We start from the raw sequence: 25,581 nt of genomic DNA, 5'->3' as shown, positions 1-25,581 counted from the left end.
TTTCTAAAACCCAAATTGTCCGTTTAAGAACAACCGAACCTATATACCAACGTCAATGCTGATAGTAACTTTCGACTGACCTTAACCGGACAATAAGAACCTCTATGTAAATCTAAAAATTTAAACGATGGGCTTCATCGCTGTCATAGATTCACGTAAACGTGCCCCTACAATTTCTACTGGGTGCTCACGCAAGGCTTTGTTTACTGCAATCAATGTAGCATTGTCAACATCATTATCCATACCTTCAGAAAAGTTTTTACCAATCACATCGGTATCTATCTTTTTCATGAAATCGGCCAAAAGCGGCTTACAGGCGTGATCAAAAAGATAGCAACCATATTCAGCAGTATCTGAAATAACACGGTTCATTTCAAACAATTTCTTACGTGCAATAGTATTTGCAATCAATGGTGTTTCATGTAATGATTCATAATACGCAGACTCATCAATAATACCCGATTCGGTCATCGCTTCAAAAGCCAGTTCAACCCCTGCCCTTACCATGGCGACCATTAGCACACCATTATCATAAAATTCCTGTTCGGTTATTTCTTGGTCACCCGCTGGCGTTTTCTCGAAGGCCGTTTCACCGGTTTCCGCCCTCCAGGTCAATAGATTTTTATCATCATTGGCCCAATCTTCCATCATGGTTTTAGAAAAATGCCCGGTCATAATGTCATCCATATGTTTCTGGAACAGCGGACGCATAATATCCTTCAATTCTTCAGACAACTCGAACGCTTTTATTTTTGAAGGGTTGCTTAAACGGTCCATCATATTGGTTATACCGCCATATTTCATTCCTTCCGTAATGGTTTCCCATCCGTATTGAATCAATTTGGAAGCATAACCGGCATCGATTCCCTTCTCAATCATTTTATCGAAACAAAGAATTGAACCTGTTTGTAACAAACCACAAAGAATAGTCTGCTCTCCCATTAAATCAGATTTTACTTCAGCTACGAAAGAAGACTCTAAAACACCTGCTTTATGTCCGCCTGTACCTGCCGCATAAGCTTTTGCTTGCTCCAAACCTTTTCCTTCTGGATCGTTCTCTGGGTGCACCGCAATTAAGGTCGGTACGCCAAACCCTCTTTTGTATTCTTCACGAACCTCAGAACCCGGGCTTTTAGGGGCTACCATAATTACCGTTAAATCTTCACGTACCTGGGTACCTTCCTCAACGATATTAAAACCATGAGAATACGATAATGTCGCTCCTTTTTTCATCAAAGGCATAACGGCGCCTACGACAGCGGTGTGTTGTTTATCTGGAGTAAGATTGATAACTACATCGGCACTTGGAATCAATTCTTCATAAGTGCCAACAGTGAATCCGTTCTCAGTTGCATTGATATAGGATTGTCTTTTTTCTTTGATAGCAGCATCACGTAAGGCATACGAAATATCCAAACCTGAATCTCTCATGTTCAGACCTTGATTCAATCCTTGGGCACCGCATCCTACGATGACTATTTTTTTGCCTTTTAAAGCATTTACACCATCTGCAAACTCAGAAGAATCCATAAATCTACATTTTCCAAGTTGCTTTAATTGATCTCTTAAGGATAGTGTATTAAAATAATTGGCCATTTTATATTTACTTTATTTGATTATTGATTATGATTAATTTTTTTAAAATTCTTTAAGGATTGCCGAAATCTGCATGACGTCTTTGGTTACCGAAATTCGACCAGAACGAACAAATTGCATGATACCATATGGTTTTAATTGATCGTGCATTTCGTCAATCTCGTTTCTTCTTCCACTTTTTGCCAATACAAAGAAATCACGGGAAACCGTTACAATCTGTGCATTGGCCTCTTTGATGATATTTTGAATTTGACGCTCATCGAACAGCAGTCCCGATGCAATCTTAAACAAAGCGGATTCTTGATAAATGGTTTCGTCATCTGTATGATAAAACGCCTTTATTACCTCAATCTGCTTTTCGATTTGACCGACAATATTATGTACCCATTTTTCTGTGGTATGCACTACAATCGTGAATTTTGAAACATCATCGATTTCAGATTTTGAGACGTTTAAACTCTCTATATTGATATGTCTTTTTAAAAATATTCCCGAAATTCTGTTCAGTAATCCAACATTGTTTTCTGAATATACTGATATGGTAAACCATTTATTTTCCATAAGCTATTGTTCCTATTCTTTTGTTCCAAAAGAATTTTATGGCTACGTATTAATTAATTCTTTACTATTTTTTAACTGCTAAGATCAGCCCTGTGGACCAATTCATTTTTGTGATTTGAAAATCATCTCGTCCTTCTAAATAATCGATTAAACGTTGAACATGATTCTCATGTCCTTCGGGCCAATTGGGTTGTCTCTTCATATCATCGACAACATAGAACCCTCCTACTTTAACCAAATCCAGTACCTCTTCAATTTCACTATACTTTCCGGGCCAGGCATCGGCAAAAATCAAATCGAACTTTGAACCGGTATATTCTTTCAACCATTCCGTTCCATCCATGCAAACCAATTCTACGCGCTCATCATCACCAAAATAACTTTGAGCGATCGTTATCAATTCTTGATCATTATCTATGGATATTAATTTAGAACCGTTGTCCATTCCTTCAACCATCCAAGATAGACTCAATCCTATTCCCGTTCCGATTTCCAAAAAATTACCTTTTGGTTTTGAGGAAATCAAGGTCTTAAGAAAACTACCCACGTACAGATCAGATGGCATAGTAAACCCTATTTCTTCAGATTTACGTTCAATTTCCGCATGGATTTTTGGGATGTTCTGTATGTTGGAATCGTTCATGAATAATTTTAACTGTAGGTTTGTACTATACTTTCAGGGATTTTTTTTTACGCAAAATTTAAATTGGGCAAACACAAGGTTATTGCAATCTAATTTCAGAAACCGATGCCCCTGAGGGTATCATTGGGAACACATTGTCCTCTTGTTCTACTTTCACTTCTAGGAAATATGGTTTTTTGGATGCCATCATTTCCTGAATGGTAGATTTCAAATCCTTACGTTCCGATATCCTCTTTGCTTCGATACTATACCCTTCCGCAATCTTCACGAAATCTGGGTTTACCATTACCGTAGAGGCATATCTTTTTTCAAAGAACAATTCTTGCCATTGACGTACCATGCCTAAATGATCATTGTTCAAAACAACAATTTTTACCGGTACGTTATGTTGAAATATAACCCCTAATTCCTGAATGGTCATTTGATACCCTCCATCGCCGATAATAGCAACGACTTCCCTATCCATAGCACCCATTTTAGCTCCAATTGCAGCAGGTAGCGCAAAACCCATCGTTCCTAATCCGCCCGAAGTAATGTTACTTTTCGTCTGTGAAAATTTGGCATATCTACACGCGATCATTTGGTGTTGACCTACATCGGATACAATGACCGCTTTGTTATCGGAAGCAAGATTAATTTCTTCGATTACCTCACCCATCGTTAACCCCTTTTTTGTGGGGTGAATATCATTCTTTATGATGGTATCGAATTCGATTTGATATTTATCCTTAAATATATTATGCCAAGCTTCATGCTTGTTCGCTTTTAATAATGGTAATAGCAGCCCTAACGTTTCTTTTGAATTCCCCAAAACGGCAACATCTGCATGAACATTTTTGTTTATCTCAGCTGGGTCAATCTCAAAGTGAATCACTTTTGCTTGGGTTGCGTAATCGGTCAATCTACCGGTAACACGATCATCGAATCGCATACCTATGGCCACCAAAACATCACACTCATTTGTTAAAAGGTTTGGTCCATAATTACCGTGCATACCTACCATACCTACATTTAAAGGATGATCTGTAGGTAATGCAGAAACTCCCATAATGGTCCATGCCGCCGGTATGCCTGTCTTTTCAACCAGTTGCTTCAACTCCTGTTCTGCCTGACCAAGAATTATTCCCTGTCCCCAAACGATAAAAGGCTTTTTAGCATTATTTATCAATTCGGCGGCAGCTTCAATCGCCGATATCTCCGGTTTGGGAACGGGCTTGTAACTACGAACACCTGTGCATTTCTCATACGAAAAATCAAAGTCATCTATTTGGGCATTTTTGGTTATATCTACCAAAACCGGACCTGGTCTACCTGACCTTGCAATATAAAAAGCCTTTGCGAGTATTTCTGGAATTTCGTCAGCTTCGGTTACTTGGTAATTCCATTTGGTAACCGGCGTTGAAATTCCTATAATATCGGTTTCTTGAAAAGCATCTGATCCCAATAATTGTCTAGTCACTTGACCCGTTATACATACCATTGGGGTAGAATCAATTTGGGCATCTGCAAGACCCGTCACTAAATTGGTAGCACCAGGACCAGAAGTCGCTATGGCCACACCCACTCTACCGGATACCCGTGCATAGCCTTGAGCCGCATGGGTAGCCCCTTGTTCATGACGGGTCAAAATATGGGTGAGCTTATCTTGAAATTTATACAATTCGTCATACACGGGCATTATGGCACCACCCGGATACCCATAAATGGTTTCCACACCTTCTGCCAATAAACAATGTATAATCGCTTCAGCTCCAGAAATCTTAATTGTATTCTGTGTCTGTACCTCTTTTTTCTTTTCTTTTATTGTTTCCATAATTAATGATCAAATTCAGGTACCACATTCAAAACCACTACCTGATTCATTACTACACTCACATCACTTAATAGGTTAGCTACCTCTGTCTTAACTAAAATTCATCGGTTACACAACCTTTAGACGCTGACGATACTGTTCTAGCATATTTATAAAGTACTCCACGATCGAATTTGAGCTTGGGAGCTATCCAATTTTTCTTTCTTTTCGCCAGTTCTTCGTCAGAAATCTCAATATTTATCGTGTTTTTTTCCGCATCAATAGCTATCATATCACCATTCTCAACTAAAGCTATATTGCCCCCAACTTGCGCTTCTGGAGCTACATGGCCTACCACAAAACCATGGGAACCTCCAGAAAATCTACCATCTGTAATCAACGCAACATCTTTTCCCAATCCTGCTCCCATTATCGATGATGTAGGTTTAAGCATTTCTGGCATACCTGGGGCACCTTTTGGACCTTCATAACGAATGATCACAACATCTCCTTTCTTAATCAAACCATTCTTAATACCTAGGTTAACTTCTGTTTCACTATTAAATACATTTGCCGTTCCACGAAACGACAAACCTTCTTTGCCTGTAATTTTAGCTACGGCACCCTCTGTGGCCAGGTTACCGAATAAAATCCTAATATGTCCAGAATTCTTAATAGGATTATCAAGTGTTCTGATAATATCCTGATTCTCCAATAAGTTCGGAACATCTTCTAAATTCTCGGCTAGTGTCTTACCGGTTACGGTCAAACAGTTGCCATGAAGCATATCATTATCCAACATATACTTTAAGACACCAGGAATTCCTCCCACTCCATGAAGATCCTCCATAGAATATTTACCACTTGGTTTTAAATCTGCCAATAATGGAGTAGTATCACTTATTTTCTTAAAATCGTTCAGTGTGAATTCTACCTTAGCGGCCTTTGCGATTGCCAAAAAGTGTAAAACTGCATTCGTAGAACCTCCGAGCACGGTCACTAATTTAAATGCATTTTCCAAGGACTCTTTGGTTACAATATCAGAAGGTTTAATATCCTTTTCCAATAATAAACATAATGCTTCACCAGCCTTAATAGATTCTTCTTCCTTAATATTCCCTTTGCTTACTGCGGGGTTCGAAGAATTAAATGGTAGTGACATTCCCAATGCTTCAATTGCAGAAGCCATTGTATTCGCCGTATACATACCACCGCAAGCACCGGCGCCTGGACAAGCTTTATGTACGACTTCTTTAAATTCAGAATCATCTATTGTTCCCGCCACTTTCTGCCCATACGCTTCAAAAGCGGAAATAATATCCAGTTTTTTGCCGTTATGACAGCCTGAAGCAATAGTACCCCCATAGACTAAAATAGAAGGTCTGTTCAATCGTAACATCGCCATTAATGCACCGGGCATATTCTTATCGCAGCCCACTACAGTGACCAAACCATCATAACTCATTGCCTGCACTACAGTTTCCATAGAATCGGCAATAAGGTCTCTTGACGGCAATGAAAATCGCATACCCGGTGTACCGTTAGATATACCATCGCTCACCCCGATGGTATTAAAAATCAAGCCGACTAGATCAGCATTTTCAGCTCCTTTTTTAACATAAGTAGCCAAATCGTTAAGATGCATATTACATGGGTTTCCCTCATAACCTGTACTTGCAATTCCGATAAGGGGTTTTCTTAAATCTTCATCCGTTAAACCGATTGCATGTAACATTGCCTGAGCGGCTGGTAAACTAGGATCTTGGGTAACAGATTTACTGTATTTATTCAATTCCATAATATAATTCTGGTATGCGTTTTTTATTTTAAGAGATATGTATTAATCAAAGATAAAAGTTTATAAAAGCTTACTTTTTTAACAAAAACCGACAGTACAAATTCACTTTGCTTAAAAAATACTTACATCATTAATAATCAATAACTTATGTTCATTATTAATATCATATTCAATGCTTTAAAACAACCTTACTTTCGTCATGAACTATAAAAAAAACCTGCATCAAATGAATCTGATACAGGTTTTTCAAAATTAATGAAAAGCTATATCATTCCTCAGGAGGAATGACTACAATGACATTATTTATAGAAAATTTATAATTCATACTACAATAATACATAAAATTAATAAACAGAAAAAATAACTTTTAGAATTATCCTCTGTAAGAACCTCACTACTTAAACAAGTTTAAAACTGACCAAGTCCCCTTCCCTTTTTTGGGCCAATATACAAATGGATTTATCCGTTAACTGAACAATTCTTGGATAACCACCCGTAGTTTGCCCATCCTTCATCAAAACGATCAATTTTCCCGATGGTGTCAACTGTACCGTACCTGGCAAGGTTGCAGAAGTTATCATGGAAATTTCATGGGGCGTTATCGTTTCCTTTATTTGGTAAGCCATTCTATTATTTTCATGCGCAACGGTAAACTGCTTCGAGAAAATTTCTTCTAATTGTTTATCGGTCAACAACTCGAATTCTGGCGCTTTACTTACTATCAAAACCGAATCGTCTAAAAATGAATCTACTTTAATTTCAGAAATTTTCGGTTGGAATAATTTGTTGTACGCGTAGGGGACAATATCCTTGTCCTGTAATCGATTCTCTTTAGTAATAGGTTTAAAATAAGACTTACTCCCCAATATCTCTTTTGAAGTAAAGCCCCCTCTCACTCCCAAATAAGCCCTAAAACCTTTATTCAAATGTCCGAACGAAAGGATATCGCCTACTTCAATTTGATAGACTTTATAATTTTGAATGGGGAGGTTGTTCAGGGTGGCCGACATTTCTGCGCCTCCAAGTGCCATATAGGTTTCCTCTTCAAACACCAAAGTTGGCCCCGTCATTGTGATTTCCAAAACGGCCGCAGAAATTTCATTCTCCAACAAAGAATTCACCTTAAATACCGTCATTTCGTCCATAACGCCAGAAACAGGAACTCCTTTGTTCCTATAATGAAATCTACCTGCATCTTGAACGGTAGTATAAAAACCAGCTTTCAATACCTTAAGCATTTATCTTGATTTTTTCCGGTTTATAGATACCTACTTCTGCTTCTATTTTGTGAAGATCGTATTCTGCCCTTGAAATTTCATAAAATTGGATTTTATCCCCAACATTTACAAAACAGGGACTTTCTTTAGTTGCATCAAAAATGGGTACGGAGCAATTTCCGATGATATTCCACCCCCCAGGGGATTCTTGCGGATAGATTCCGGCTTGCTTGCCGGCTATTCCTACAGCACCTTTGACTACCTTCATTCGTGGCGTTGCCTTTCGAGGAACTTCCAACTCCTTTTCCAACCCGCCCAAATACATGAAACCTGGCAAAAAACCAATTCCATATACGGTATACATGGGAGCCGTATGCAATGCTATAATTTCTGGAATGGTTTTATTAAGTTTCGTAGCAACTTCTTGCAAATCCAACCCAAAATCAAGGTCATAGGATACGGGTAAGCGCCAAAGAAATCGATCCGGATGCTTTGTTTCCCTTACCTCATCATACCATTTTAAAATACTCTTTAATATACGTTCAAAATCGATCTGTTTTTTTCTATTCGTTATCAATAAAGAATTATACGAAGTGACCATTTCCCAATCTCTATCGCGTAATGCTTCATCACTTAAAAATGATTCGAAACGCAGAATACTTTCCAGAATATTTTCATTTACCTCATTGGGCCACTCCACTAATATGGCATGCGCTCCAAAGGGCTTAACGGTAATAGGAGGGGAATTCACAGTTTAAATTGTATATTAAGATTCGCAAAACGCTCTGTAATATACGTCAAAATTTGAAATGCGGAAGGGGTATCTCCATGAATACAATATGTGTCCGCCATCAAAGGAATTTTTTGTCCGTCAATACTTTTCACCATGTTTTCGTCGAACATAAGCAGTACATGATCTAGCACATCTTTAGCTTTCGTTAGCAAGGCATTTTTCTGTTTTCTAGAAACGAGACTCAAATCTGCATTATAATTCCGATCCGCAAAAGCCTCTCGTTTCACTTCAAAATTTTGGGTTAACGCCAATTCTTCAATGACGCTACCGAACGGAACATACAGAAACACATTCGCTTTATAAGGATTTATCGCTGTAAGGAACAATTGTGCTTTTGAAGTATCCTTGGCGATATCGTTATAGAGCGCGCCATGGGGTTTTATATGATGTAAGGATACTCCTAAACTATCACATTCGTTTAGAAACAGTTCCATTTGCCCTTGTACGCTCTCGATGAATTCCCTTTCCGGCATATCCATTGAAATCCGTCCAAAATTTTCCCTGTCCGGATAGGAAGGATGTGCCCCAATATTGACCTTATACTTTTGGGCCAATCGTAAACATGTTCGTATAGTTTCCTTTGAACCGGCGTGACCCCCACATGCTATATTGCACGAACTGATCATGGGAAACAAATCGGATTCATTTCCTATTCCTTCCCCAACATCACAATTTATATCGATATATCTGTTCATCTCCTAAAGTAATCCAAATACGGTTAAAATACTTTTAGCACCTAACACAACGGCAAGTAAAATAATAGCGATTCCTATAACATTTTGAAACTTACTGTTTCTATGAATACCCATTACCCCTGCCCTATTTACCACCCAAAGCAAAAAGATGGCAATGATTGGCAAAAGTAACCCGTTCGCTACCTGTGCAAATTTTATAATTTCAATCGGTTTTATTCCGAAGGATAGAAAAAGAACTCCAAGTACTAATATCAATATCCAAATGAATCGAAACTTTACATCCTTGAAGTCGGCCTTCCACCCAAAACAACTATTCGCTACATAGGCTGCCGCAAGCGGGGCCGTTATTGCAGATGTGATTCCTGCGGCAAACATGCCTATTCCCATAAAATATAATGCCGCTGAACCATATAAGGGTTCCATAGCTTTAGCCATGTCCATAATAGAATTCACTTCTGTTGCCTTTATGGCCGCTGCAGAAACAATGATCGAAATGGATACGATCCCCCCAAGTACTATCGACACAAAAGTATCTCGCTTAGCCAACTTCAAAGCATTTTTTGATTTCCACTTTTCACTCACCAAGGCAGCATGTAAGAAAAGGTTATAAGGGACAACGGTGGTTCCTACCAAAGCGATGATCGTCAATATTCCATCCTCAGGAATACTTGGAACAAACATGCCCTTGATCAATTCCCATAGATTGGGCTGGGTTAAAAATGCAGTCAAAACAAAAGAAAGGCTCATAATAAGTACTAGAAAAATGAACAACTTTTCCAAGGATTTATAGTTGCCGAAATAAAGTAAAAGAAAAGCCAGTACCCCTAAAACGGTTGGGTACCAACTACCGTATAAGGAGCCGAATAAAGCTTCCATCCCCAACGTCGCACCCCCAATATTACCTGCTTCGTACGAAGCGTTACCTATAATAATTGCTGAAAAAATAAGACCAATAACACTATTTTTAATCCAAGGATTTGTAAGCTCTTGTTTAATAACATCGGCTAAACCGTTTTGGGTTATGATTCCTAATCTTGCCGACATTTCTTGTAGTACATAGGTGGCAATAATAGACAATAACATGGCCCATAATAAGCTAAACCCAAAATTTACACCTGCCAGCGTACATGCTGTTACTGTACCCGGACCAATGAAAGCTGCAGCAACAAGAACACCCGGACCTAATTTCTTAAACATTTATAAGGACTATGATTCATGTAAATATAATCTCAAAATATGGAAACCCTAACCCTGCACAACATCTATTTCACCACAATTTTAACATTTGAAAATGCCGTTAATCTAAAAAAATGTAGTTCGTCTAAAAGTTGGATGTCGTTCATCGAAATTAAATACTATTCTTAAAATATCGAGGTTATAATTATCCCCGAACCTTAAACTTAACCTACTAATGATTTGCTTAGAATGTAAGAAAGAACTTGATTATATAGACCTTAAGAACGCCATGGACAGTGTAGGCGTCGAACTATGCGCAAAACATTATGAACGCATTGAACCACTAATCGAAAAACATGATACCCCGCTAGAGGCTATTCAATTATATTATGCATTAAAAGAAGCTGGCGTTAAATCAATGTTAGAATGGTGGGATGGTAAAAAATCCATTGATATCGCCATTCCCCGAGTAAAGCTCAATATAGAAATAGATTCTAAATATGATGAGCTTACCGAGCATGAAGCCATAAACAATTTAGAGGAAGCGATGCATTCTTTCCAAAATGGATTTACAACCATTCGCATTCCCCATATCGTAGTCCGTTATTATTTAAATGAAACTGTCAATAATATTATAGGAATTATGGACGGACTAAAAGCGAACATCAAAATGATCAATTAAAATCTAAGCACATGAAAAATTCCAAAAAAGCATTTAAGAATCCGATTAGGGCCGCCCTATCGACATTGCTGCTAGGAATGCTCATGAAGGTATTGAATTGGCCTTATTCAGCAGGTATCGTTTTTACTTCCTTTGCGGCAATTCTGCTATTATATACTTTACGATTTGCAAAAAAGAAAAAGAAAAAATCCATCGATATCATAAAAATGGGATTGGTACTTTTTTGGACTATGAACGGCTTGTTACATATTTTAGATTTTTCGTACACCCTGTTTTTTCAAATAGGAACAGGGATAACATTTATAGCATGGTTTGCGATGGAAGGCACCTCCTATTTTATGGATAAAGATCGCAAGCCAGAAAATAGCATAACCGATATAATTTGGAATTTCATTATGGTCATCGGTGTTCTTACCATTATCTTAGGAGGATTAATGCATTTGCTAAACTGGAATCATTCGATACCTACCTTGACCATCGGCCTTACAATTGTCACAAGTTATATTTTAAAGGATATTTTCACCTCTCAGAAATCCTCGAAAGAGGAATCGAATAACGAGGAGCTATTCTCTTAGTATCCATTACTATTGCTTAGTTACGCAGAACTAACTACCGATCAAGTTTTTCGTACCTTATACAAATCGAATAAATCTAAAAAAATTGAAACACACTACGGTCAAGTACGATAAGTTTAGTTTCTTATAGGTTTTCCTGGCCGACAATTATATCGAAAAAGTATATTTTGAATATATTTTCGATTTTATCCAAACTAAAAAGATTTAAATAATGACGACGAGGCTATCCTATTATTGACATCTGGCCATTTTTCGAGAAAGTGATAACCCACTTCAATCTATGTTAAAAAAAATCTCTGTTATAAGTTTGTTCGGTATTATATTTTTATGCTGTAACACCAAAAGTGACAAACTTAATTCACTTGATAACGATACCGATTTTAAATGTAGAGATCTTGACGATATAAAAAAGGATGGCAAACTAAGGGCACTAATCGCCTATAGCAGCACCAGTTATTTTTTATACAAAGGAAGGCCAATGGGTTATGAATATGAACTCTTGGAACGACTTGCCGAACATTTTAATCTTGAATTGGAAATTACGGTTTCTGAAGATCTGGACTCGCTTCTATCTGAATTAAATAAAGGAACTATCGATATTGTTGCCTACGGTTTAGCGGTGACCACCGAACGTAAAAAACAGGTTGCATTTACAGATTATCTTTACTTGACCAACCAGGTATTGGTACAACGTAAACCCAAGAACTGGCGAAGTTTAACTTTGGATAAAATTAAAGAACAACTGATACTAGACCCGATACAATTGATTAACGATACCGTCTCCGTTCGCTTCAATTCTTCCTATTTTGACCGATTACAGAATCTATCTAAAGAGATTGGAGGAAAAATCATCATAGATACCCTGAAAGGAAAATTAGCCACTGCTGAAATTATCAAAATGGTGGCGGATGGGGATATTAAATATACCCTCGCCGATAAAAATCTTGCTCAAATAAATGCCTCTTTTTTTCCCATTCTAGATGTTTCCGTTCCCGTTAGTTTTTCTCAACGCATTGCATGGGCCGTTCATAAGAATTCGACCGACCTATTGGCAGAAATCAACGACTGGGTCAAAGAAGAAAAAAAGAAGAACGATTACTATGTCATTTACAACAAGTACTTCAGGAACAAACGTAATTTCAATCGCCGTGTGCAAAGTGAATTTTACAGCCTTACCAATAATCAAATAAGTAAATACGATGACCTCATCAAAGAAAACGCAAAAACCTTAGGATGGGATTGGAGACTATTAGCGTCGCTAGTCTACCAAGAATCGCAATTTGATTTAGAAGCAAGTTCGTGGACCGGAGCTGAGGGCTTAATGCAACTTATGCCCAATACAGCAGCCGAATTAGGAGTTGAAAATAGTTTGGAGCCAATAGATAACATAAATGCAGGTTCCAAATATCTAAAAAGTATTTACGATAATTTTGAGGAAGTATCCGATACTATTCAGCGTATCAAATTTACCATGGGCGCTTATAATAGTGGTTACTATCACATAAAAGATGCGCGAATTTTAGCGAAGCTAAACAAATTCGATCCAGATGTTTGGGACGGTAATGTCAATGAAATGCTATTGGCCCTTAGTTATCCACAAAACTATAATCATCCTTCAATCGATTATGGGTATGTAAACGGTATTGAACCTTATAACTACGTGAATCAAATCTTCGAACGGTATGAACACTATGTGAATTTCATTGAGGAATAAATTTGAATTACAATTCACTAAATTTTTCTACCCCAAATATAGAAATCCATAATAATAAACGCTGCAAGCGGCAGTGAAGGTATTTATTATAACTTGTGCTTTTTAATTGCAAAAAATCACCAAACCAACCTATTATGAAAAAAATACTTTACGCTCTTTTGATCGCTATTGTGGTTATTTTAAGTGTCCTACTAATCAATACGCTATCTCTAAATTCAAAACAGGTAGCATCAGAATCCATTGAAAAAATCGAGGTTCCCAATACGGTTTACGAGAATCTGTCAAAGGCAATTCAATATCCTACCATTTCATTTAGTGAGGATGCCATACCAGATTCCACAGTCTTTAAGGGATTTCATCGGTTCCTAGAAGAAACATATCCACTCATTCATGAGAAATTAACCTTAGAAAAAGTAAATGAATATAGTCTGCTTTATACATGGAAAGGTAGTGACCCGAACAAAAAACCGATTATTTTAATGTCTCACCAAGACGTTGTACCCGTAGACCAACCCACATTAAGTGATTGGGAAGCTGGTCCCTTTGAAGGAAAGATCACTACCACAGATATTATAGGCAGAGGTACTCTTGATGATAAAAGTTCTCTAATGGCCCTGATGGAATCAGTTGAGCGTTTACTGAGTGAGAATTTCACCCCCTCCCAGACTATATACTTAGCTTTTGGTCATGATGAGGAAGTAGGAGGCTCCAATGGGGCCGCCAAAATTGCTGCACTATTAAAAGAACGGGGAATCGATGCCGCAATGGCAATCGATGAAGGTGGTTTCTTGGCAGATGGTCTTGTACCAGGAATCGAGGAGACTGTGGCAGTCGTAAATTTGGCTGAAAAAGGTTTTGCATCATTCCGTCTTATTGTGGAAACGAAAGGTGGTCATAGTTCAGCTCCTCCAAAGGAGAATACCATAGGCATGTTAGCCAAAGCAATAGTCGACCTTGAGAACAATCAATTTCCTTACAAACTCGTTGACCCCATCAATTATCAACTAGAGTATATGGGGCCCGAACTTCCGTTCATGAAAAAGGTTGCGTTTGCGAATCCTTGGTTGTTCAAAAAACCCATTCTTGAAGGCTTAAACGCGCATACCACAACCGCACCAACGATTATTGATGGAGGGGTAAAGAACAATGTAATTCCGACCGTGGCAGAAGCAACCATTAATTTTAGGATTCTTCCTGGGGAAACCATTGAGTCCGTACAAGAACACATTATAAATACCATAAGTGATAAAATTAAGGTAGAGCCCGTGGGATTTTTAACCAATCCCTCCCCTGTTTCAAAAGTTGATTCTGAAGCTTACAAAAAGTTGGAAAGTACGATAAGATCTGTATTTCCCGAATCTGTGGTTGTCCCAGGGTTGGTAGGCGGCGGAACGGATGCACGTTATTTTTATGAAGTTGCCGATGATGTATATCGGTTTTATCCGATCCGTCTTGCCCAAAATTCCATGACACGATTTCATGGTATAGATGAAAAAATCAGTAAAGAAAACTATAAGGAGATAATTCAGTTCACTTATCAACTGATTAAAAAGTTTAATTAAAGAAGAATTTCATGTAGTTAACCCAACCAACCTTCTCTATCCAACGATCTGTACTGAATGGCTTCTGAAATATGATTTCCATTTAATTCGGTTTCACCTGCTAAATCAGCAATCGTTCGAGCCACCTTTAAAATTCGGTCATAGGCGCGGGCAGAAAGGTTTAAACGTTCCATGGCATTTTTCAATAGTGATTTCGATTTATCATCCAGTGTACAATATTCCCGAATTTGTTTGGTATTCATTTGAGCATTATAATGAACGTTTTCCAATTCCTTAAATCGGGTGGTTTGTATTTGCCTTGCTGCGGTTACCCGTTTTCGTATTTCGACACTGCCCTCTCCTTTTCTATCTTCGGATAATTTCTCAAAGGGTACGGGCGTAACTTCAATATGGATATCGATCCGATCCAATAAAGGTCCGGATATTTTGCTCATATACCGTTGCATTTCTGCAGGTGAAGAGGTCACAGGAGCATCCGGGTCGTTAAAATACCCCCCCGGACTAGGGTTCATACTGGCTACTAACATAAAACTACTCGGATAGGTCACCGTGAAACGCGCTCTAGAAATGGTTACCTCTCGGTCTTCCAAGGGTTGCCGCATTACTTCTAACACTCCACGTTTAAATTCCGGTAACTCATCCAAAAACAAAACCCCATTATGAGAAAGGGAAATTTCACCTGGCTGGGGATAAGCGCCCCCACCAACTAGGGCCACGTCCGATATTGTATGATGAGGGCTTCTAAACGGTCGCTGGCTCATTAGACCCATGTTCTTTATTTTTCCCACTACACTGTGAATTTTGGTGGTTTCGAGTGCTTCATGTAAGGTCATTGGGGGTAATATTGAAGGTAATCGCTTGGCCAACATGGTTTTTCCCGCTCCCGGCGGACCAATAAGAATGATATTATGCCCGCCTGCTGCTGCAATTTCCATACATCTTTTAATGCTTTCTTGCCCTTTAACATCAGAAAAATCAAATTCAGGAAAATCAAGATTCTTGTAAAATTCTTCTCGCGTATCGATTATGGTTTGTTCCAAAGGAGTTCCTTGATCAAAAAATTCTAAAACCTTTTTGATATTGTCAACACCATAGACTTTTAAATTACCTACAATGGCAGCTTCGCGCGCATTGGCATTCGGGAGAATAAAACCCGTAAAACCTTCTTCCTGTGCTTTTATGGCGATGGGCAAGGCCCCTTTTATAGGTTGTAAGCTACCATCAAGAGAAAGCTCTCCCATAATAATATATTTCTCAATATCCTCTGATTGTATTTGGCTAGAGGCCGCTAAAATCCCTATAGCCAAGGTCAAATCATAAGCGGAACCTTCTTTGCGGAGATCGGCAGGAGCCATGTTTATGGTAATCTTTTTTCCTGGAATTTTGTATCCATTATTCTGCAACGCAGCGGCAATTCGGTAGTTACTTTCCTTAATGGCATTGTCAGGTAATCCCACTAAATGATAGCCTATTCCTTTATCGACATTTACTTCGACAACTATTGTAGTAGCTTCAACGCCAAATACAGCACTACCATAAACTTTTGTAAGCATACTAATCAATTGGATTCTAAATGTAATCTTTTTTCTTAAAAGGATTCATTTCAATTATTTAACCCAAAAGTTCTTGATTAATGACACAGGTATTCCAGATTCTGTAAAACCCTCCAATGAAATTTCAAATTCACCTTGTATGTCCGAACTAAAAAATTCAATGGTATGTTCTTTACTCTTCATTTCAAATTTAGGTTCCCAAAGTAATTGATACCGAAAATCAGGTAAACGTCTATATTCCTCCCTTAAATCTCCTTTATAAGACTGTCTGTAATAATTCTTGTTTTCGTTGGGCTTGAAAAGTTTATGGGTCAATAAATTATCCGTATAATAGCTTTTATAAAAGTCTGCCTTAAAAGTGGTTATGTCAACCACCCCTTGAAATGTCTCTGTTCCATAAAAATGCTGGTTTCTCGAAATATTAATCGATTCTACTTGAGCGGCCGATAAATTTATGAGCCGCTCATGATCAGTCAATAATACCCCATCTACAAAAACCAATGGTAGTCTACCAGATTCTACATAAGGGGCAATGGGCCTTACGTGGAATTTAACTTGGCCATTTTCGTTTTCTTGAATCCATACGTGTTCGACCACTTCAATAAAAGTTTCCCTTATGGTAGGGAATCGAGTGTACTCATCAAGAACATAATTAAGGGTGCTGGGTCCGTAAAATCTATCGTTCGGTTTCCCTATTAAGATTGTATCTGGTTTGCTGCTATAATACGCATTCTCTATTTGATTATGTATACTGCGTTGAGTAATTAAAGAATCCATTTTACGGTTTAAAATGAAACTGCCAAATTTTAATCCTTGTAAAACCAATGATTCTTCTGGTCTTAATTTCATTTCATAATCATTACTCCCTTTGTCCAAAACTTGCATATACACTTCCTCAGCATTATATTCCTCATCAACATTTACATAAAAACGACCATTCCTATCTGTACTAGCTATTTTGAACAAATAATCCTCTCCAGGAAACGAAACACCAATTGTATGGTTTTCAGCAACTGCATTTTCACTATTGGTCAATTCTCCTATAAATAGCTCACCTCGCAATTCCGGTAAAATAAGCCGTTCAATTTTAGTTTTTGATGGGTACCGTTTCTGATACACCAATGAGGAATTATCAACCTTTTTTGCCAATTCATCAACCTTACGAACAGATATGGAATAGTTCCCAAGCGTATTTGAAGTATTGGAACTACTAAGCTTAACGGAAATTAGTTCGCGTTCAGTATAATTAGTCTTATTCAATTCTAATCGAATTGGAGAATTATATGATGAAGTATGTAAGGTGTTCCCTATTTTGTTTGAAGCAGGTATTACGGAGTCATTTTTAGTTTCGATTCTAAAAACAGCTTGATCACTAGTATATGGATTTAGAACGGTAACATCCTCACTATAAAAATAGTTTCTGCCATTATTGAGCATCCATTGGGTATAGGCCACTAACTTGTAGTTACCTGAAGGTATTCTTGAAGGTATAAAAAAACTACTATCCCCGATACCATTTTGTAGTTTTATCTTTTGGTTCAGAACCACCTCTTTATTTTCGTTCACCAATTTCAAATACGCTATTTTACTTATATGACTTAATTGCCCTGTATTTTCCTTTAAGCAATATATCGTGTAGTATAAATATTCACCCACGAACACCATATTAGAATTGGTATGTACGTATATTTGTTCTTGATACGGTTCCATAATCACATCGTTTACAGTGGTAACCGTGTTCCCTTGCGAATGCATTTTCAGCATGGATACATAAACTAAAATCAATACGACAACTTTCCAACTTTTCTTCATATCATTACAATTAAATCTTCATGCTATTAATCTTCGACCCAAAAATCCGGTACTATATTACTGCCCAAAACAGTGCAATCTCCACAAGGAGTCTGAATCATTAAAAAAGGCCCCGATTCACTATAGTTATTTGGATTAGTTTGCTGGTCATATTCGCTCACATACTTTAAAGTTTCTTGATTAATGGCATCGATTAACGGAGAGGACATACCTTCTGTAATTAAAGGAGGTGAAACTAAAGAACAGTCAGTTGGATATTTTGGTAAGCGTTCCCCTGGAAAGTAGTCAGCATAATCAAAAAATACACGTTTCTCTGAAACTGTACTTGCCTGAAAAAAACCAATAACTTTTTCATCTTTATTCGTAAGTGATTTTATATTCCCTTCTATAAAACCAGTTTGAATCTGTGAGAACAAACTTCCTGAAGCAGCTATTGACTCCAAGGTTTCAAAATAAGTAAATGCTTCAGGACTCTGTACAAATTGTTTCACTAGAATACTATAACGATGAGAAAGAATAAAATTCTCTTTATTGATAAAACGTACCGGGAATTTGGTGACACGATCCTCACTATATTCTGTTGTATTCTCCTGAATAATTTTATTGGATTCAACGGTTTTATAGCAAACCCGCTCTTCATTTGTCCTAGCCCTAAAATCTACTTGTGGATTAGGTAAAGGAGATACTACATACGCATCTTCCGGACTCCAAAATGGAGCTATTATTTTATAGGTTTCTTCATATTCATAGCGATAAAATTTAGACTGGCCTGTTGGGTCAAAGCTGTCAACATAAATAAACATACCTTCCGCTAATTCTCCATTATTAAAATCTCTAGCTACATAGAGTTCATTAATTTTCGATTTTGTAGGCAAAATAACTTCTTCCGAAATATAAGATGAACCATCGGGTAATTTTACGCTTAAGGTATACCCTACCCCAGACATGGCTCCAAAAGCAGTGGTTGAAACATATTCTCCTCCCGAAGTTTCCATAAATTCATACGAAATTCCGTTACTATCATTAATAACTATTGTGGCCTTACTAATTCCAGCTGACACCACTGTATCTAATGGAAAGGTTCTCGAAATTAATATACGTTGCTTCATATTTTGATCTGTAAGGGTGCCTTCAATTACCACCGCACTAGTAAATTCTGTTTTCTCAATATCAAATGGCTCAATACAAGCTTGAACAAACATACTAATGGCAATCAATACAATTACTTTTCCCTTTTTAAATATTTTATTATTTACTGTTTTCATTTTAATATATTCCTACATAATCAATTAACAATGCCCCCATTTTTTCAATCTTCTTCCCAAAAATCAGGTACTATATTACTCCCCAATTGCGTACAATCACTGCAGGTGGTAGGTACCATTAGATAAGGTGCACCTCGATTTACATCACCATTGTCGCCCTTATTGTCATTGTAAAACTTGAACGACCCGTTTTCAATGGCATCTTGCAAAGGTGAATGAGAGGGTATTGGAATTCCCTCTAATACAGGTATCGCCAATGGTTCACAGGCCACCACGAAATCTGGCAATCGTTCTCCTGCAAAGTAATCTTCATAATTAAAATAAATGCGTTTTTCTGATACCGAACTCGTTTCAAAAAAACCTATAACTTTTTCTTCACTATTCATGGTCGATTTGATATTGCCTTCTAAAAAGCCGGTTTGAATTTGTGAAAATAAACTCGATGATTCGGAAAGGACCCGCACCTTTTCATAGTACGAAAAGGCACTACTGGTCTGAACATATTGTTTCACCAGAATACTATATCGATGTGATAGCATATAATCATTTCTACTTATAAAACGGACAGGGAACTTTGAAATTCGATTTTCGCTAAAATTCAATGTATTCTCCTGGATGACATTTTTTGAAACTAAGGTATTATAACAAATTCTTTCCTCTCGCGTTCTAGGCCGTGTTTCAAAAACAGGGTCAGGAAATGGCTGAACCACAAAAGCATCAGCCGGACTCCAAAAAGGTGCTATAATTTTATACGTCTCTTCATACTCATATCTGTAATATTGATTAGCCCCGGTCGGGTCATAACTATCTACATAAATAAACATACCTTCGTTAACATCGCCATCCTTAAAATCACGCTCGGCATACAAACGTTCTATTTCTGTCGGCTGTGGAGTGGTCACCTTATCTGACTTATAGCTATTTCCGTCAGCTGTTGTAAAGTTCAACTGATAGGATACGTTTCTTTTGGCACCAAACGAAACATCGGATACATATACACCATTTCCGCTTTCATTAAAATCATATATGGAACCGTCGCTACCGGTCACCGATACTTTAGCTCCTTTTTCACGGTAAAGTCCCGTGGTATCCAATTCAAATGTTCTCGATATCAGTATTTCTTGGTAATTGTTTTCATCGGTAATGGTTGCTTCAATCACCAAGGCACTTGTAAATTCAAGCGCTTCTGGCTCAAAAGGCTCAATGCAGCTTGCCAGAAAAAGACCAATGGCAATTGCCATCCATTTTTTTATTAAATTGGTCCCATTTCGTTTCATTTGCACCTTTTTAAATGTTAACTTTTTATTTATTCCTCTTCCCAAAAATTTGGGACTACATTACTTCCTAAGATAGTACAATCGCCACATATTCTGCTTACCATTAAAAATTCAGCACCGGTATCTCCATCTGTTGGTCGTACATCGTTTTCTGCTCCATCCCCGGTTCCATAATACTTGTGACCTGCAGTTTCTATAGCATAACTCATAAAATATGCATTAGCTCTAGGGTCAATTGGATAAAACACACATTCACCAATGTAATTAGGTAGTTCTTCATCAGGAAAAAAGTCAGCATAATTAAAAAATAATCTTTTTTGGGAAATGCTACTTACTTCGAAAAAACCTATCACAAGCCTATCTTGGTTTTCTTTTGACCTAATATTACCTTCCAAAAAACCAGTTTGTATTTGAGAGAATATACTACCATTAGATGCTAAATCATTCAATGCGCGATAATATGCGTATGCCTCAGCCGTTTGTACATGTTGCTTGATCAAATTACTGTACCTGTAGGATAAAATATAATTTTCTTTATTGATAAACCTGACCGGAAAACCTGAAATTCTGGTCTCTTTAAAATTCGTTATGTTCTGCTGAATAATTGCTTTAGAAACATTTGTACCAAAACAAATCCTTTCTTCCCTTTCCTTAGGTCTTAACGCTACTTCCAAGGCAGGTAAAGGATTTCTTATATAAAGATCCAGAGCATTCCAAAATGGCGCAATTATTTTATAGGTCTCCTCATATTCATATCTATAGTATTTGTTTATACCAGTGGGATCATAACTATCCAAATAAATGAACATCCCTTCGTTCGCTCCACCATCCTTAAACCCTCTTTCAGCATAAATACGATGTATTTTGGTTGGTTCTGGGGCTATTTCTTCTTCAGATATATATTCGTCTCCATCCTTAGTAGTGAATAATAGACGATATCCTAAGCCAGCTTTCGCACTGAAAGCGGTCTGGGAAACATAAGTACCATTCCCTTGATCCTTAAAGTCATATGTTGATTCATCATTTACCATTACCTGAACCTTTGCATTCTCTTCCGCATAAACTCCAGTAGTATCCAAAGCAAAAGTTCTCGATATCTTTACCAATTGATTTTTACTCTCATTAGTTATATTAGCCTCTACAACAAGCCTACTCTCAAAATCGACCGTTTCAGGCTCAAAAGGTTCTATACAACCTTGCACCAAAAAAGGTAGTAAAATCGTTATTAAACCTAGTTGCCTTTCTTTGGTCATACCCTTTCACTTTAAACTAGAACTTAAAGTTATACGTAATGGTCGGTACGGGTATAGAGAATATTGAACTCTGATAAGCTTTTAATTCTCCATTTTCCGTTACGAAAAAAACTGAATACGGATTGTTTCGTCCTAAAACATTATAAACAGAAATGTTCCAGAAACTATGTGCCAATTTTTTAAGTTTATGATTACCCTCAATATTTACCCCAAGGTCCAATCTATAATAATCAGGTATTCTAAACTCATTACGGTTACTATAGACCACATATTCTGAATTGTTGAAATTATATCGCGCAACCGGATAGGTCACCGGTCTTCCCGTTTGATAGGATAAATTCGCGGATAGGCTATACCTCTTAGTCAGCTTATAGTTTAAAACAGCACTAAAATCATGAGGTTTATCGTAATTGGTCGGGAAGAACTCACCATTGTTTACACGTTCTTCTGCAAATTCACTATCTAATTTAAGGAAAGAACGTGCGTAAGTATATCCAAGCCAGCCATTCAATTTACCTGAATTTTTACGTATCAAAAACTCTAATCCATAAGCTTGCCCATCTCCCTGCAAAGTTTCTGTTTCAATAGTTTCGTTCAACAGTAGTTGGGATCCTACTTTAAAATCCAATAAATTATCGGCTTCCTTATAATAGCCTTCCAAACTAATTTCATATAAATTCCCACTAAGGTTTTTATAAAATCCAAGGCCGAACTGCCTTCCTTTTTGTGGTTTTATATTAGTATCCGATAATTTCCAGGTATCTATTGGGCTTATGGTCGTAGTGTTCGATAACCGATGTATATATTGGTAGGTTGTATTATAACTGGCCTTCACCGAAAAATCAGTCCCCAAAAAATACCTAGCCGCCAATCTCACTTCTGGTCCGCCATATGTTTTTACGATTTCATTCGCATCGTAAGAAATGGTTTCAACCAAAGTTTCTTCATTTTTAGGCATATTTTCCTCATAGATACGGGCATCAGTTGCCCCTAGGCTAGCAAACATAGAATAGCGAAGACCAAGATCCAAAAGCAACTTATCATTGACTTTGAAATTATCTGACAAGTAAACTGCCGTTTCAGCAGCTTTTTCCTTCGCTATAATTTTAGGCTCCACAATAGAATTACTCCCATTTGGTTCTAAATTACCCGGTTGTACATTATATAATTTTGCCGATAGGCCATAGTCAAATTTATGGGCGCTGCTATGGAGATATGTAAATTTGAATTTTGCTTCTGTTTCTTCTACAACAAAACCTAAATCAAAATTGTTATCAGAATTTCCTTCATACCCAATATTGAACTTATAGTTACTGTTTGCCAAGACCAAACTACCTGTGTTTTTTTCATTGAACTGATGGTCCCATTGCAAGGAAAATAATCTGTTGTTGTATCCATAAATAGAGTCAGAAGTAATACTGAATGCATCATTACTATAATAGCCCATAGCTTTTACTGTATTTTTTTCATTTACCACATGCGTATATTTGGCAATAGCATCGTAGAATGAAGCTTGACTATTCTGTAAAGATTCATCTTTCAACGACCTTAATATCCATCCAGAATACGTACCTCGTCCCCCAACAAGCAGACCCGATTTACCTTTTACTATCGGTATTTCAAGAGCTACATTACTGGTAACCGGGCCAATTGCGGCTTCACCGGCAAATTTCTCGGTATTGGCATCCTTAGAAGTTATATCAAAAACAGAAGATAAACGACCTCCGTATTCGGCGGGTATTCCCCCTTTCAATATTTTTAGGTCCTTCGTGGTAAATGGATTCAGTGCTTGGAAAATTCCGAAAAAGTGCGATGGATTGTAAATAACCGCATTGTCCAACAAAATAAGATTTTGATCTGTACTACCACCCCTCACATTAAAACCCGCCGCACCTTCACCTGCTGTAGAGATTCCTGGGAGTGTTGTGGCAACTTTTAAAACATCACGTTCACCAAGTACCAAAGGAATATTCTTCGTCTCCTCGACCACTAACTCAGTACTACCCGATAAGGCTTCTTCCACATTCCTGCCTGCATTTGCCTCTACCACTACCTCATCCAAAAATTCTATACTTTCACTAAGATCAAAGTTCAATTCCCCATCATTGAAGACTATGATTCTAGTAGTACTTGCTTCAATGCCTAATGAACTTGTTTTCAATATACTCGTACCACTAGGTACTTCTAATTCAAAATAGCCATTGTCATCGGTAACGGTACCAGTATTCTTACCGTTTATAATAATGGACAAATTAGAAATGGGTTGTCCTTGTTCTTTTGTTCTGGCATAACCGCGTATGGTATAATTTGTTCTTGTATTGGCCAAATCCTCCTTCCCTATCCGAACAGTTTTAGTAATAGTATTTTTATTGGAAGCTTCTATATTTGAAAATACAGGGTTGCTTGAAATCCTTGTATACGATTTTTGTTCAGTTAAAGAATCGATTTGCTCGTCCTTTCCAAAAAAACCTTCAGGAAGTTCTGTATAGATTATATTGTTTTGGGTCAGAATAATTTGACGATCATTAAGCCTAAAAAAGTTGATGGTCGTTTCCTTAAAAATGGTCTCTAAAATAGTAGAAAGGGATTCATTCGTAAACTTACCGGAATATTGAATTTCAGATAGCCATTTTTTATCATAGAAAAAGATAATGTCAGTTTCTGCTTCAATGCTATCAAGAACATCCGTTATATCCGTATCTACAAATTCTAAATTTAACTTTTCATCAACTGCCTGTCCAAATGCTTGGATAACTAAAAAAAGAAAGACTATTTGTATATATTTTTTCATAGTTTTTCTCCTTCATTTTTGTTTGTAAACGTATCGGCTAGTTTGGTAAAGAAATTGATCCAAAAATTATCCTCATTACTTTTACGTAATGCCGGATTAAAGTTTTCATTTATAAATTCCTTTTTATTGGGCCATATATTAAGTACATCTTTCTTGGATTTTATTTCATAAAACGTATCATCATAATTTAAAATATAGTTGTTTTCATAATCGAACTCATAATAAATGGTATTCCCTTTAATTCTTTTGAAACGCTTCTTTTTGTTCTTCTTTAAAAGAGTTATCGGTTCCTTCATCAACAACTCCTCATAAAAACCGTTCATAGGCTGTTCACCTTTGCTTATATCGATTCGACTAAAATCGCTGTCCCCAAGACTAAAGCTCTTCACTTTATTTTTAAAAAGTATCAATGTAGGATAAGGGTAATTGTAACCTACGTTGAAGAGAAGTTCGTCTGTGTGCAAATCATATTTGAGAGGCACTTGATCATAGAACTGACCATCATAAACTATTGAACCCGTTTGGAATTCATTACTTTTGAAAAATTTATGCCTTTCATTAATGGTCCTAAATAGTTCTATATATTCGATTCCATTAAAAAGGCCTGTATTGTATCGTTCTACTTGGTCATCGAACCAATTATAAAATTCAGGCTCTTTTTTTGATGACTGCGCAACCATTGATATTGAAAAAATCATGGAAAACAGAAGCGCAAAAATGATAGTTTTGGTCTTCATATGGATAGTTATACTACTAAAAATAGGAAAAATAAAAGAACAAGGAATGAATTAAAACAATATTGCCTTATAATTGAGGATTTGTTAAA

At 37.2% G+C, this 25,581-nt stretch carries 20 protein-coding genes; 4 read left to right on the top strand and 16 right to left on the bottom strand.

Annotated features, from left to right (window positions below; genetic code table 11):
• Positions 1-120: 120 nt before the first annotated feature.
• The 9 genes from ilvC to ACNR9Q_RS10915 form a co-directional block, all read right to left on the bottom strand.
• Positions 121-1,596 (bottom strand): ketol-acid reductoisomerase, encoded by a 1,476-nt coding sequence (ilvC, locus tag ACNR9Q_RS10955; protein WP_419211262.1) that lies wholly within the window; start codon positions 1,594-1,596, stop codon positions 121-123.
• Positions 1,597-1,638: 42 nt separating this feature from the next.
• Positions 1,639-2,157 carry an acetolactate synthase small subunit gene (ilvN, locus tag ACNR9Q_RS10950; protein ID WP_419211261.1) on the bottom strand — a complete coding sequence of 173 codons (519 nt, stop codon included), beginning with the start codon at positions 2,155-2,157 and terminating at the stop codon, positions 1,639-1,641.
• A gap of 64 nt (positions 2,158-2,221) precedes the next feature.
• A complete protein-coding gene (locus ACNR9Q_RS10945) occupies positions 2,222-2,800 on the bottom strand; it encodes an O-methyltransferase (RefSeq protein WP_419211260.1) in 579 nt (192 codons plus the stop codon).
• A 79-nt stretch (positions 2,801-2,879) separates the two neighbouring features.
• The gene (gene ilvB / locus ACNR9Q_RS10940; RefSeq protein WP_419211259.1) at positions 2,880-4,613 is read right to left on the bottom strand and encodes a biosynthetic-type acetolactate synthase large subunit; all 1,734 of its coding nucleotides are present in this window, start codon (positions 4,611-4,613) and stop codon (positions 2,880-2,882) included.
• A 94-nt stretch (positions 4,614-4,707) separates the two neighbouring features.
• Entirely contained in the window at positions 4,708-6,390 is a 1,683-nt protein-coding gene (gene ilvD / locus ACNR9Q_RS10935) for a dihydroxy-acid dehydratase (RefSeq protein ID WP_419211258.1), read from the bottom strand.
• A gap of 398 nt (positions 6,391-6,788) precedes the next feature.
• Positions 6,789-7,628, bottom strand: a complete 840-nt coding sequence (locus ACNR9Q_RS10930; protein WP_419211257.1) for a biotin-dependent carboxyltransferase family protein — start codon at positions 7,626-7,628, stop codon at positions 6,789-6,791.
• Complete coding sequence (pxpB, locus tag ACNR9Q_RS10925; protein WP_419211256.1) at positions 7,621-8,358, bottom strand: 5-oxoprolinase subunit PxpB; 738 nt, start codon at positions 8,356-8,358, stop codon at positions 7,621-7,623. Before pxpB ends, ACNR9Q_RS10930 begins: the two co-directional genes overlap by 8 nt.
• Positions 8,355-9,095, bottom strand: coding sequence for a 5-oxoprolinase subunit PxpA (pxpA, locus tag ACNR9Q_RS10920; RefSeq protein ID WP_419211255.1), 741 nt, complete (start codon positions 9,093-9,095; stop codon positions 8,355-8,357). Before pxpA ends, pxpB begins: the two co-directional genes overlap by 4 nt.
• Before the next feature lie 3 nt (positions 9,096-9,098).
• Positions 9,099-10,292 carry an Nramp family divalent metal transporter gene (locus ACNR9Q_RS10915; RefSeq protein WP_419211254.1) on the bottom strand — a complete coding sequence of 398 codons (1,194 nt, stop codon included), beginning with the start codon at positions 10,290-10,292 and terminating at the stop codon, positions 9,099-9,101.
• A gap of 214 nt (positions 10,293-10,506) precedes the next feature.
• Between ACNR9Q_RS10915 and ACNR9Q_RS10910 the strand changes: the two genes are divergently transcribed.
• From ACNR9Q_RS10910 to ACNR9Q_RS10895, 4 genes are all read left to right on the top strand, one after another.
• A complete protein-coding gene (locus ACNR9Q_RS10910) occupies positions 10,507-10,953 on the top strand; it encodes a hypothetical protein (RefSeq protein WP_419211253.1) in 447 nt (148 codons plus the stop codon).
• 11 nt (positions 10,954-10,964) lie between these two features.
• On the top strand, positions 10,965-11,528 hold the full coding sequence (locus tag ACNR9Q_RS10905) for a hypothetical protein (RefSeq protein ID WP_419211252.1): 564 nt from the start codon (positions 10,965-10,967) through the stop codon (positions 11,526-11,528).
• 280 nt (positions 11,529-11,808) lie between these two features.
• The gene (locus ACNR9Q_RS10900) at positions 11,809-13,242 is read left to right on the top strand and encodes a transporter substrate-binding domain-containing protein (RefSeq protein ID WP_419211251.1); all 1,434 of its coding nucleotides are present in this window, start codon (positions 11,809-11,811) and stop codon (positions 13,240-13,242) included.
• Between the two features lie 134 nt (positions 13,243-13,376).
• Positions 13,377-14,804 carry a M20 family peptidase gene (locus tag ACNR9Q_RS10895; RefSeq protein ID WP_419211250.1) on the top strand — a complete coding sequence of 476 codons (1,428 nt, stop codon included), beginning with the start codon at positions 13,377-13,379 and terminating at the stop codon, positions 14,802-14,804.
• Positions 14,805-14,821: 17 nt separating this feature from the next.
• On the opposite strand, the gene ACNR9Q_RS10890 is transcribed toward ACNR9Q_RS10895, so the two are convergent.
• Genes ACNR9Q_RS10890 through ACNR9Q_RS10860 form a run of 7 tightly spaced genes read right to left on the bottom strand, consistent with a single transcriptional unit; the run spans position 14,822 to position 25,492 of the window.
• Positions 14,822-16,357, bottom strand: a complete 1,536-nt coding sequence (locus ACNR9Q_RS10890) for a YifB family Mg chelatase-like AAA ATPase (RefSeq protein ID WP_419211249.1) — start codon at positions 16,355-16,357, stop codon at positions 14,822-14,824.
• 54 nt (positions 16,358-16,411) lie between these two features.
• Positions 16,412-18,169, bottom strand: coding sequence for a hypothetical protein (locus ACNR9Q_RS10885; RefSeq protein WP_419211248.1), 1,758 nt, complete (start codon positions 18,167-18,169; stop codon positions 16,412-16,414).
• A gap of 26 nt (positions 18,170-18,195) precedes the next feature.
• Complete coding sequence (locus ACNR9Q_RS10880; protein ID WP_419211247.1) at positions 18,196-19,434, bottom strand: DUF4249 domain-containing protein; 1,239 nt, start codon at positions 19,432-19,434, stop codon at positions 18,196-18,198.
• A gap of 44 nt (positions 19,435-19,478) precedes the next feature.
• On the bottom strand, positions 19,479-20,711 hold the full coding sequence (locus ACNR9Q_RS10875; protein ID WP_419211246.1) for a DUF4249 domain-containing protein: 1,233 nt from the start codon (positions 20,709-20,711) through the stop codon (positions 19,479-19,481).
• 29 nt (positions 20,712-20,740) lie between these two features.
• Entirely contained in the window at positions 20,741-21,964 is a 1,224-nt protein-coding gene (locus ACNR9Q_RS10870; protein ID WP_419211245.1) for a DUF4249 domain-containing protein, read from the bottom strand.
• A 16-nt stretch (positions 21,965-21,980) separates the two neighbouring features.
• A complete protein-coding gene (locus tag ACNR9Q_RS10865; protein ID WP_419211244.1) occupies positions 21,981-24,755 on the bottom strand; it encodes a carboxypeptidase-like regulatory domain-containing protein in 2,775 nt (924 codons plus the stop codon).
• Complete coding sequence (locus ACNR9Q_RS10860) at positions 24,752-25,492, bottom strand: hypothetical protein (RefSeq protein ID WP_419211243.1); 741 nt, start codon at positions 25,490-25,492, stop codon at positions 24,752-24,754. The genes ACNR9Q_RS10865 and ACNR9Q_RS10860 overlap by 4 nt, the downstream gene beginning before the upstream one ends.
• Positions 25,493-25,581: the final 89 nt, after the last annotated feature.

It is taken from the genome of Maribacter sp. X9 (assembly GCF_048537565.1).
In the GTDB taxonomy this organism is placed as follows: Bacteria; Bacteroidota; Bacteroidia; order Flavobacteriales; family Flavobacteriaceae; genus Maribacter.
This window is presented reverse-complemented; position numbering and strand designations above follow the sequence as displayed.

What these genes read in the sequence shown, in the direction of transcription:
- ACNR9Q_RS10880 (WP_419211247.1), bottom strand. Translation starts at nt 19,434, where the DNA reads ATGAAAACAGTAAATAATAAAATATTTAAAAAGGGAAAAGTAATTGTA.
- ACNR9Q_RS10900 (WP_419211251.1), top strand. Translation starts at nt 11,809, where the DNA reads ATGTTAAAAAAAATCTCTGTTATAAGTTTGTTCGGTATTATATTTTTA.
- ACNR9Q_RS10930 (WP_419211257.1), bottom strand. Translation starts at nt 7,628, where the DNA reads ATGCTTAAGGTATTGAAAGCTGGTTTTTATACTACCGTTCAAGATGCA.
- ACNR9Q_RS10870 (WP_419211245.1), bottom strand. Translation starts at nt 21,964, where the DNA reads ATGACCAAAGAAAGGCAACTAGGTTTAATAACGATTTTACTACCTTTT.
- pxpA (WP_419211255.1), bottom strand. Translation starts at nt 9,095, where the DNA reads ATGAACAGATATATCGATATAAATTGTGATGTTGGGGAAGGAATAGGA.
- ACNR9Q_RS10890 (WP_419211249.1), bottom strand. Translation starts at nt 16,357, where the DNA reads ATGCTTACAAAAGTTTATGGTAGTGCTGTATTTGGCGTTGAAGCTACT.
- ACNR9Q_RS10895 (WP_419211250.1), top strand. Translation starts at nt 13,377, where the DNA reads ATGAAAAAAATACTTTACGCTCTTTTGATCGCTATTGTGGTTATTTTA.
- ACNR9Q_RS10910 (WP_419211253.1), top strand. Translation starts at nt 10,507, where the DNA reads ATGATTTGCTTAGAATGTAAGAAAGAACTTGATTATATAGACCTTAAG.
- ACNR9Q_RS10905 (WP_419211252.1), top strand. Translation starts at nt 10,965, where the DNA reads ATGAAAAATTCCAAAAAAGCATTTAAGAATCCGATTAGGGCCGCCCTA.
- ACNR9Q_RS10885 (WP_419211248.1), bottom strand. Translation starts at nt 18,169, where the DNA reads ATGAAGAAAAGTTGGAAAGTTGTCGTATTGATTTTAGTTTATGTATCC.
- ACNR9Q_RS10875 (WP_419211246.1), bottom strand. Translation starts at nt 20,711, where the DNA reads ATGAAACGAAATGGGACCAATTTAATAAAAAAATGGATGGCAATTGCC.
- ilvB (WP_419211259.1), bottom strand. Translation starts at nt 4,613, where the DNA reads ATGGAAACAATAAAAGAAAAGAAAAAAGAGGTACAGACACAGAATACA.
- ACNR9Q_RS10865 (WP_419211244.1), bottom strand. Translation starts at nt 24,755, where the DNA reads ATGAAAAAATATATACAAATAGTCTTTCTTTTTTTAGTTATCCAAGCA.
- ACNR9Q_RS10860 (WP_419211243.1), bottom strand. Translation starts at nt 25,492, where the DNA reads ATGAAGACCAAAACTATCATTTTTGCGCTTCTGTTTTCCATGATTTTT.
- ACNR9Q_RS10915 (WP_419211254.1), bottom strand. Translation starts at nt 10,292, where the DNA reads ATGTTTAAGAAATTAGGTCCGGGTGTTCTTGTTGCTGCAGCTTTCATT.
- ilvD (WP_419211258.1), bottom strand. Translation starts at nt 6,390, where the DNA reads ATGGAATTGAATAAATACAGTAAATCTGTTACCCAAGATCCTAGTTTA.
- ilvC (WP_419211262.1), bottom strand. Translation starts at nt 1,596, where the DNA reads ATGGCCAATTATTTTAATACACTATCCTTAAGAGATCAATTAAAGCAA.
- ACNR9Q_RS10945 (WP_419211260.1), bottom strand. Translation starts at nt 2,800, where the DNA reads ATGAACGATTCCAACATACAGAACATCCCAAAAATCCATGCGGAAATT.
- ilvN (WP_419211261.1), bottom strand. Translation starts at nt 2,157, where the DNA reads ATGGAAAATAAATGGTTTACCATATCAGTATATTCAGAAAACAATGTT.